Genomic DNA, 7,955 nt, shown 5'->3' with positions numbered 1-7,955 from the left:
GCGGCGAGCCACCCTCTCCCGCAAGGGAGAGGGAGAAGACCAAGCCATGTTTTCGTCGCCCGGCCGTGCTATTGACCCGCCATGCTTGACACCGTCCAGCCTCGTTCGCAGCCGCAAGCCGGCGCGCCGCTAAATCCTCTCGCCGACGAATTCGTCGAGACGCTGCGGCTGGCCGTGCCGATGACGCTGACGCAACTCGGGCAGATCGCGATGATCACGACCGATCTTGCGCTGATCGGCCGGCTCGGCGAGAGCGCGGTGGCAGCAGCGGCACTGGCGCATACGGTCTATTTCGTCAGCTTCACGTTCGGGCTCGGATTGATGGCGGCGGTATCACCGCTGGTCGCGCAGGCGTTCGGCGCCGGCGATGTCAGGCGCATCCGCCGCTCCTTACGCGTCGGCCTGTGGGTCGCGCTGCTGATCTCGCTGCCGATGATGGCCTCGCCGCTCTATGGCGAGCACATCCTGGTTGCACTCGGTCAGGCGCCGCACTCGGCCGCGCTCGCCCAGCGCTATCTGAATGGGCTGGCCTGGGGCATCGCGCCGGCGCTCGGCTTCATCGCGCTGCGCAGCATGATGAGCGCGGTGAACCGGCCGCAGGCGCCGCTGTGGATCACGCTCGCGGCGATCCCCGTCAATGCCGCGCTGGTCTATGTCCTGATCCACGGCCTGTTCGGCCTGCCGGAGCTCGGCCTGTTCGGCGCGGGGCTTGCGACCACGCTGGTCAATCTCGGCTCGTTCGCCGCCACGCTCGCCATTGCGGGGCTGCGCAAGCCGTTCGCGGACTATCGTCCGCTTGCCCATCTCTGGCGGATCGACTGGCCCCTGATGCGCAAGCTCATCGCGATCGGCGCGCCGATCTCGTTCTCGCTGCTGCTGGAATATGGCCTGTTCTCTTCGGCCGCGCTGCTGATGGGATTGATCTCGACCACGGCGCTCGCGGCGCATCAGATCGCGCTCCAGGTCACCGCCGTGCTGTTCATGGTCCCGCTCGGCATCGGCATGGCGGCCACCGTGCGGGTAGGTCACGCCTTCGGCCGCGGCGAGCCGCTTGCGGTGAAGCGCGCAGGTCTCGTCGCAGCCGTGATCGGGATCGCGTTCGTCTCGGCCCTGACCGTCGCGATCATCTTCGGCCGCTATCAGCTCGGCCGACTGTTCTTCGGCAGCGACGTGGCGAGCATGGCGACCGTCGAGCTGACCGCGAAGCTGCTGCTGGTCGGCGCGACCTTCTTCATCGCCGATGCCATCCAGACCATCATGGGCGGCGCGCTGCGCGGCATCAATGACACCAGGATGACGTTGGTATTCGCCGCGATCGGCTATTGGTGCGTGGGCTTTCCCATCGCCTGGTGGCTCGCTTTTCACGCCGATCTCGGCGCGGTCGGTGTCTGGATCGGATTGTCGATCGGATCGTTCGTCTATGCCGGACTTCTGATCTTGCGCTTCCGGATGCTGACGCGCAGACTGACGGAATGAACGGGACCGTCCGCGAAGTCACCCCCGATGTCGACACCGGCGCGCTGCTGGCCGGTGCGCAATTCATCGACGCCTTTCGCGTGGAGATCGGCACGGCACCGGTGAATGCCCGCGAGGCCTGCACCAGGATGGTGTTGCACGGGCCGCGCTGGGTCGGTGCACTGACACGCCTGCGCAACGTGTTGGTGACGCCGTTCGGCCTGAAGACATCGGGCGAGGGTACGCCGGCGCCGGGCGGTTTGATCGGCCTGTTTCCGGTCCTGAGTGAAACGCCCGAGCAGCTGGTCGCCGGCTTCAATGATTATCATCTCGATTTCCGCATCGTGGTCGATGTGGTCGGCGAAGCGGTGCCGCGCCACGTCACCTTGACCACGCTGGTGCGGACCAACAATCGGCTGGGCCGCGCCTACCTCGCGCTCATCACGCCCTTCCACAAGCTTGTGGCCCGCAGCATGATGGGGCGGCTCGCGGAGCCGGCCCGATGACGCTCTCCGTCGACCTCTTCTACTCCTTTCGCAGTCCGTTCAGCTATCTGGCGCTGCCCAAGACGCTCAAGCTCGTCGAAACCTACGATCTGGCGGTCAATGTGCGGCCGGTCTATCCGCTCGCAGTCCGTGTGCCCGGGTTTTTCAAGAAGGCCAGCCCGAACTTCATTCGCTATGTGGTGCTCGACAGCACGCGCGTCGCGCAGCACGAGGGCATTCCGTTCCGCTTTCCCAGGCCCGATCCGATCGTGCAGGACAAGGTCACGTTCGACGTCGCGGCGGAGCAGCCCTACATCCACCGCCTGACCCGGCTTGGTACCATGGCGCAGCTCGAAGGACGCTCGCTCGCATTCACCGATGCGATCGCCCGCGTGCTGTGGGACGGCTCGGTGGCGGGCTGGAACGAGAGCGATCATCTCGCGCGGGCAGCCGACAAGGCCGGCTTCGATCTCGTCGCGATGGATGCTGCGATCACCGCGGACCCGGATCGCTACGAGCAGGTGATCACAGAGAACGAGAAGGACCACGCCGCCTCCGGCCATTGGGGCGTGCCGACCTTCGTGTTCGACAACGAGCCGTTCTTCGGTCAGGACCGCATCGATTTGCTGGTCTGGCGCATGGAGAGCAAGGGCCTGATGCGGCGCTAGCTCACTCCGCCACGCGCGCGGGCTTGTCGGTCGCGGCCTCGGACCATTCGCCGACGACGCGATCGAGATCGCAGAGATTCTGGTGCATCTGCTCCAGCGAGAAGCCGAGCGCGAAGAAGCGCTCCGCGGTGTCGCTGGGCTGGCCCCGGATCAGGCCGTCCTGGCGCACGGCGGCGACCGCCTCGGCATAATGCTGGAGCGCGACATGCACGGGGTGGATCGGCGGGGCGCCGGCGCCTTCGCGCAACGCCGCGGCGGCCGAACGCAGGAAGCGTGCGATCACCGTCGAGACTTCCGTCAGCGGCGCGGCAAGCCGTGTCTGCACCTCGGCCGGCAGCGGCACCACGGTCGAGCGGCCGATCATCACGACGTCATGGCGCAGCCGCAAGATCGTGCGCAACAACGGGCCGGTGTCCGGCCCGCTCGACAATCGCGCAGAGCGCTCGCGCTCGGCTTCGGCGCCGATGGCATTCATGCCGACCATTGCGGTGCCGATACCGTCCTGAATCCGATGCAGCGCGTCGTTGTCCCGGCCGCGCGTCAGGCCCGCGAGCAATTCGGTGAAGGCCTCCGCGATCAATTCGAGCAGCTTCGCCGCGCTGGCGCGGATTTGCCGCACCGCGCGCGATGGCAGCACCAGGAACGAGACGAGCAGCCCCGTCACCGCGCCGACCGTAACTTCGCTGACGCGATCGATCGCCGAGGCCATGGGATCGGCATGATGCATCGAGGGAAGCACGAGCACGATCACGGCCGTCACCGTTGCAGAGCTCAGATTCGGATAGATCGATGCGACAAAGGCAAGCGGCGCCACGGCCAGCACCAGCAGGCCGAGCAGGCCCAGTTCACCGGAATAGGGGATCAGGATCGCGATGGCGCCGCCATAGATCGCGCCGCCGATGGTGCCGAGCATGTAGTCGCGCGTCGCCTTCAGCGAGCGCCCGACGCTCATCTGGGTCACGATGATGGAGGTGAGGACGGCCCAGAGCGGCAACAAGAGATGCAGCGCGGTGGCGAGCGCGTAGGCGCCGGTGGCCGCCACCGTGACCCGGATCGCCAACCCCAATTGGGTCTTTCGCGACCAGACCCGGTCGAACAGCTCTCCTGCGAATGCCATCGTCCTATCCCGATCCAATTCTGGTAAAGCCAGCCAAAAGCATAGCTGATGCCCGCGGCCCCGAGGCCGCTTGAAAGGCCAAATCAGCCCGCCTAACTTGCGCGCCAAAACGAGGAAACACGATGGCTCACGAAACCGCAACGCTCGCCGCCTATGTCGCCAACCTGAAATTCCAGGATATTCCGGCGGAAGTGCTGGATCGGGCAAAAGTGCTGACGCTGGACTTCCTCGGCAGCGCCATCCGGGCCCGCAGCGAAGCGGAATCGACCCCCTCGATCCTGAAGATGCTGGAGGCCCTTGCGCTCGATACCAAGGGCGAATCCACCGTGTTCGGCGACAGCAAGACCTGGACGCCGGCGGTCGCGGCGCTGCTCAACGGCGCGCTCGGCCATTCCCTCGACTTCGACGACACCCATGCGGACTCCTCGCTGCATCCGAGCGCGCCGGTGGTTCCGGCCGCCTTCGCCATCGGCGAGATGGTCGCCGCGTCGGGCCGCGACGTGCTGACCGCGATCGTTGCGGGCTATGAGGTCTGCTGCCGGCTCGGCAACGCACTCGACCCGACCTCGCATTACGCCCGCGGCTTTCATCCGACCGCCACCGCCGGCACCTATGGCGCAGCCGCGGCCGCCGGCAAATTGTTCGGCCTCTCCGAGCAGCAGCTCGTCGCCTCCTTCGGCGTCGCCGGCAGCCAGGCCGCGGGCTCGCTGCAATTCCTCGTCAATGGCGCCTGGAACAAGCGCTACCAGGTCGGCGCCGCCGCGATGAACGGCGTGATCGCCGCGACGCTGGCGCGCAACGATTTCGTCGGTGCGACGGAATCGGTCGAGGGCAAGCACGGCCTGCTCGCCGGCTACACCGACGATGCCCATCCCGACAAGGCAGTCGCCGAGCTCGGCAAGACCTACGAGACCATGAAGATCGGCGTCAAACCGTATCCGAGCTGCCGCTACACCCATGCCGCGATCGACGCGCTGATCGCGATGCGGCGTGAGCACAATCTGACGCCCGATCAGGTCAAGCGCGTCGAGATCGGCCTGCATCGCAACGGCATCACGCTCACCGGCGACGCCGCGACCAAGCGGCACCCGACCTCGATCGTCGGCGGCCAGTTCTCGATGTTCTTCACCGGCGCGCTCGCGCTCGACCAGGGCTCATTTGGCTGGGACGACTACAGCCGCCTGGGCGACGCCGCCATCGACGCGCTCGCCGACAAGTTCGACGTGGTGCAGGACGATCGGCTCGAAGTCGGCCGCACCCACCCCTTTGGCGCCCGCGTGAGTATCACGACGGACGACGGCGTGCATGAGCGGCTCTTTGCCGATCCCTCGGGAGAGCCGACCTCCTTCCCCGACGCGCAGGCGATGCAGCAGAAGTTCTTGACGCTGGCCCGCCCGGTGCTGAATGCGCGCGCGGAGAAATTCGCGGACGCGATCATGACGCTGGAGCGGTTCGACCGCGTGGCGAAGGCGACGGAGCTGGGAAGGTAACTCCTAATCCACCCTCGCGACTTTCCCTTTGTCGCGCGTTGCTGCCACGACATCCCGCACCAGATCAAACACACCATCCGCTTGCGGTGGTGCGTTCGGCGAACGGCCTAACCGCACGATCACCAGACGCTCCGACGGAATCACAATCGTGTATTGCCCGATCGTGCCCTTGGCGAAAAAGGCGTCGCGCGGCCAGCCGTGCTCGACGCGGAATTTCGCGCCAAAGCTGTCGCCCTGGTTGGTCCAGAAGCCGGCGCCGATGCCGACCCAGGCATTGGGCGTCGCCGACGCCGAGTAATTCACCCAGCCCTCGGGCAGGATGCGCCTGCCGCCGGCGACGCCGTCGTTGAGATAGAGCTGGCCGAAGCGTGCCCAGTCGCGCGCGGATGCGAGCATCTCGCTCGACCCCTTGATCGTGCCGGCGCCGTCGAGCTGGAGCGTGACATGGCGCATGCCGAGCGGCGCGAACAATTCGCGGCGCGCGAAGGCAAGCACATCGGCTGGATTGCCGCCGGCAGCTTTGCGGATCAGATGCGCGAGCATGATGGTGTTGCCATCGTGATAGTTCCACACGGTGCCCGGCGCGGTCGCAAGCGGCATGCTCGCGGCATAGGCGGCCATGTCGTCTTCGGTGAATTTCATGCGATTGACCGGCTCGAACGCGGAGCCGAGCGAGGCCTGAAGCGAGCTGCCGAGCGCCAGGCCCGCGGTGTGGCGCAGCAATTGATCGACGGTGATGGCGTGACGCGGATCGTCCGGATTTGCCCAGGCGTCGACCGGTGCGGTCCCGTCGAGTTTCAGTCTGCCCTGACGCACGAGGATCCCGGTGAGAGCCGAGATCACGGACTTCGTCATGGAGAAGCCGAGCAGCGGCGTCTCCGGTCCGATGCCGTCCGCATAGCGCTCCGCGATGATACGGCCCGACTTCATGACGACGATTGCGCGGGTGCGGCGGAATGGCGGCGATGGCGGCTCGGCAAAGGCGCGGTCGAGCGCGGCTGACAGCTCCGGGCTCTGTGGCGACACGACCGCGTGGCCGGCGATCTCGGGCAGCAACGCCGGCTGCCTGTCGTCCGGCGGCAACGTGACGTCGGTGATCCCTCCGCCGTGCTCGAGCGTGCAGCCGAGTCCCTCGCGATAGACGGCGTGGCTGCGGCCGATGCCGAACAGCGTCACCGTGACGTCCTTGCGCATGCGATCTACCTGATAGTCCATCGCCCAGGTGAGCAGACCGGCACCCGGCATCGCATCGGCGGTCTCGGTCAAATTACGCCTGACATCGAGGCCCGAGACAAACGTCTCCGAGCAGAGCACGTCGGCGATGAAGCCGGTGGCGACCTTGGGCACGTCATGGGCGCGAACCGCGCCGAGCGCGAAGCCGACAAGGGCGATGGTGGTGGTGAGAAGGACGATCTTGCGGCAGCGGGTCACGGGCTTGCTCCGGCTTGAGGCGTGTGCCGGAGACGAAGCGGCATTCACGCGATGCCTGCTCGCCGGATTTGGAAAGCGGCCTAGCCGAAACCGCGAGACGCTCGCCGATTCCAAAATAACCTAAATATTTCAGTACACTAAAGCTTAGACGGCATTGACCTTGAGCCGCCGGTACTCCGTCGGCGTCACGCCGGTCACGGCCTTGAAGGCGCGGTTGAACGGGCCGAGCGACTGGAAGCCGGAATCCATCGCGATGGTGATGACGGGGACCTCGGCCTGGGCGGGATCGGCCAGCGCGGCCTTGGCCTCCTCGATCCGGTGGTTGTTCAGGAACACATTGAAATTGCGGTAGCCGAGTCGCTGGTTAATCAGCCGGCGCAGCCGGTATTCGGGAATCTTCAGCCGGCCCGCCAGCACGCCGATGCTGATGTTCTCCTGGCGATAGATCCGTTCGTCCGCCATCAGCCGCATCAGGGCGTCGATCAGCTTTTGGTCGGCGGCATCCTCGCCGACAGGCTGGCTCGCCGCGATCGCGGGCGCAGCCTCCGCGGCGGCTGGAAACAGGTCGGCGCCATCGACCCGCATCATCGCATAGGCGATGGCCGCGACGATGCCGGCGAGCACGCCTGTATTGACGGTGTTGGCGACATCGCCGACGTCACTGCCGCCGACAAGGATCTGGAGCAGCGCGTTCAATCCGCCATAGAGCGCGGCGGCACAGACGATGAAGACGCGAACACGGCGGCGGCGCTCGACCAGATCGGCTGACCATGAGCCGATTGTCTGCACGATCGCGAGCGCAATGAAGCCGAGCACAATCAGGTTCACCGCGGTGACGGCGACCCGGACATGTCCGCCAGGTGCGAGCCAGAGACAGCTGACGAAGCTGAAGGCTGCCACCAACGCCCAGGTCAATCCGTGCCACCGGCGCAGGCGAAACTCGTCGTCGAACAGCGCGCGCGTGAACAGCCAGAACACCACGATATTGCCGATCGACACCGCGATCAGCGGCGTATGCCAAGCCGGGACCAGCGATGATGTTCCGACAGAATAGCTCACAGCATGCGCGGCCGAGCCGAGCGCAAAGGCCGCACCGAGCCGCGCTGCCAGCACATTGGGGAAATCCGAGAGCAATGACGCTGCCAACACCAGCAGCAGCGCCACAGAAGCGGCGCGAAAGGCGAGTTCGGTTGCGGCAAGGGTCATCGGGTGATGCAATGGGTCGCGGTTGACATCAGCCGAACATCCTTCGTTGCGCCTGTTTTTTCAAGGACCATCGCTCGCCGCGCACACTGTCATCGTCCGGCTC

General features: G+C 66.1%; 7 protein-coding genes. 4 read left to right on the top strand and 3 right to left on the bottom strand.

Translation table 11 applies throughout. From position 1 onward, the window contains the following. Nucleotides 1–81 precede the first annotated feature (81 nt). Genes IVB47_RS23020 through IVB47_RS23010 form a run of 3 tightly spaced genes read left to right on the top strand, consistent with a single transcriptional unit; the run spans nt 82 to nt 2,608 of the window. Nucleotides 82–1,476, top strand: a complete 1,395-nt coding sequence (locus IVB47_RS23020) for an MATE family efflux transporter (RefSeq protein WP_247285148.1) — start codon at nt 82–84, stop codon at nt 1,474–1,476. After that, nucleotides 1,473–1,961, top strand: a complete 489-nt coding sequence (locus IVB47_RS23015) for a DUF2867 domain-containing protein (RefSeq protein ID WP_247285147.1) — start codon at nt 1,473–1,475, stop codon at nt 1,959–1,961. Before IVB47_RS23020 ends, IVB47_RS23015 begins: the two co-directional genes overlap by 4 nt. Next, nucleotides 1,958–2,608 carry a 2-hydroxychromene-2-carboxylate isomerase gene (locus IVB47_RS23010; RefSeq protein WP_247464544.1) on the top strand — a complete coding sequence of 217 codons (651 nt, stop codon included), beginning with the start codon at nt 1,958–1,960 and terminating at the stop codon, nt 2,606–2,608. The genes IVB47_RS23015 and IVB47_RS23010 overlap by 4 nt, the downstream gene beginning before the upstream one ends. Nucleotide 2,609: 1 nt before the next feature. On the opposite strand, the gene IVB47_RS23005 is transcribed toward IVB47_RS23010, so the two are convergent. Continuing rightward, nucleotides 2,610–3,725, bottom strand: coding sequence for an FUSC family protein (locus IVB47_RS23005; RefSeq protein WP_247464542.1), 1,116 nt, complete (start codon nt 3,723–3,725; stop codon nt 2,610–2,612). A gap of 122 nt (nt 3,726–3,847) precedes the next feature. Here IVB47_RS23005 and IVB47_RS23000 point away from each other — a divergent pair, with 122 nt between their 5' ends. Further along, on the top strand, nt 3,848–5,215 hold the full coding sequence (locus tag IVB47_RS23000) for an MmgE/PrpD family protein (RefSeq protein WP_247464540.1): 1,368 nt from the start codon (nt 3,848–3,850) through the stop codon (nt 5,213–5,215). A 3-nt stretch (nt 5,216–5,218) separates the two neighbouring features. On the opposite strand, the gene IVB47_RS22995 is transcribed toward IVB47_RS23000, so the two are convergent. Next, the gene (locus IVB47_RS22995) at nt 5,219–6,646 is read right to left on the bottom strand and encodes a serine hydrolase (RefSeq protein WP_247464537.1); all 1,428 of its coding nucleotides are present in this window, start codon (nt 6,644–6,646) and stop codon (nt 5,219–5,221) included. Nucleotides 6,647–6,790: 144 nt separating this feature from the next. Then, nucleotides 6,791–7,852, bottom strand: coding sequence for a helix-turn-helix domain-containing protein (locus IVB47_RS22990; RefSeq protein ID WP_247464534.1), 1,062 nt, complete (start codon nt 7,850–7,852; stop codon nt 6,791–6,793). Nucleotides 7,853–7,955: the final 103 nt, after the last annotated feature.

Source organism: Bradyrhizobium sp. 62 (genome assembly GCF_023073035.1).
Classification (GTDB): domain Bacteria; phylum Pseudomonadota; class Alphaproteobacteria; order Rhizobiales; family Xanthobacteraceae; genus Bradyrhizobium.
Note: the sequence above shows the minus strand (reverse complement) of the source record. Positions and strands in the feature narration are given on the sequence as shown.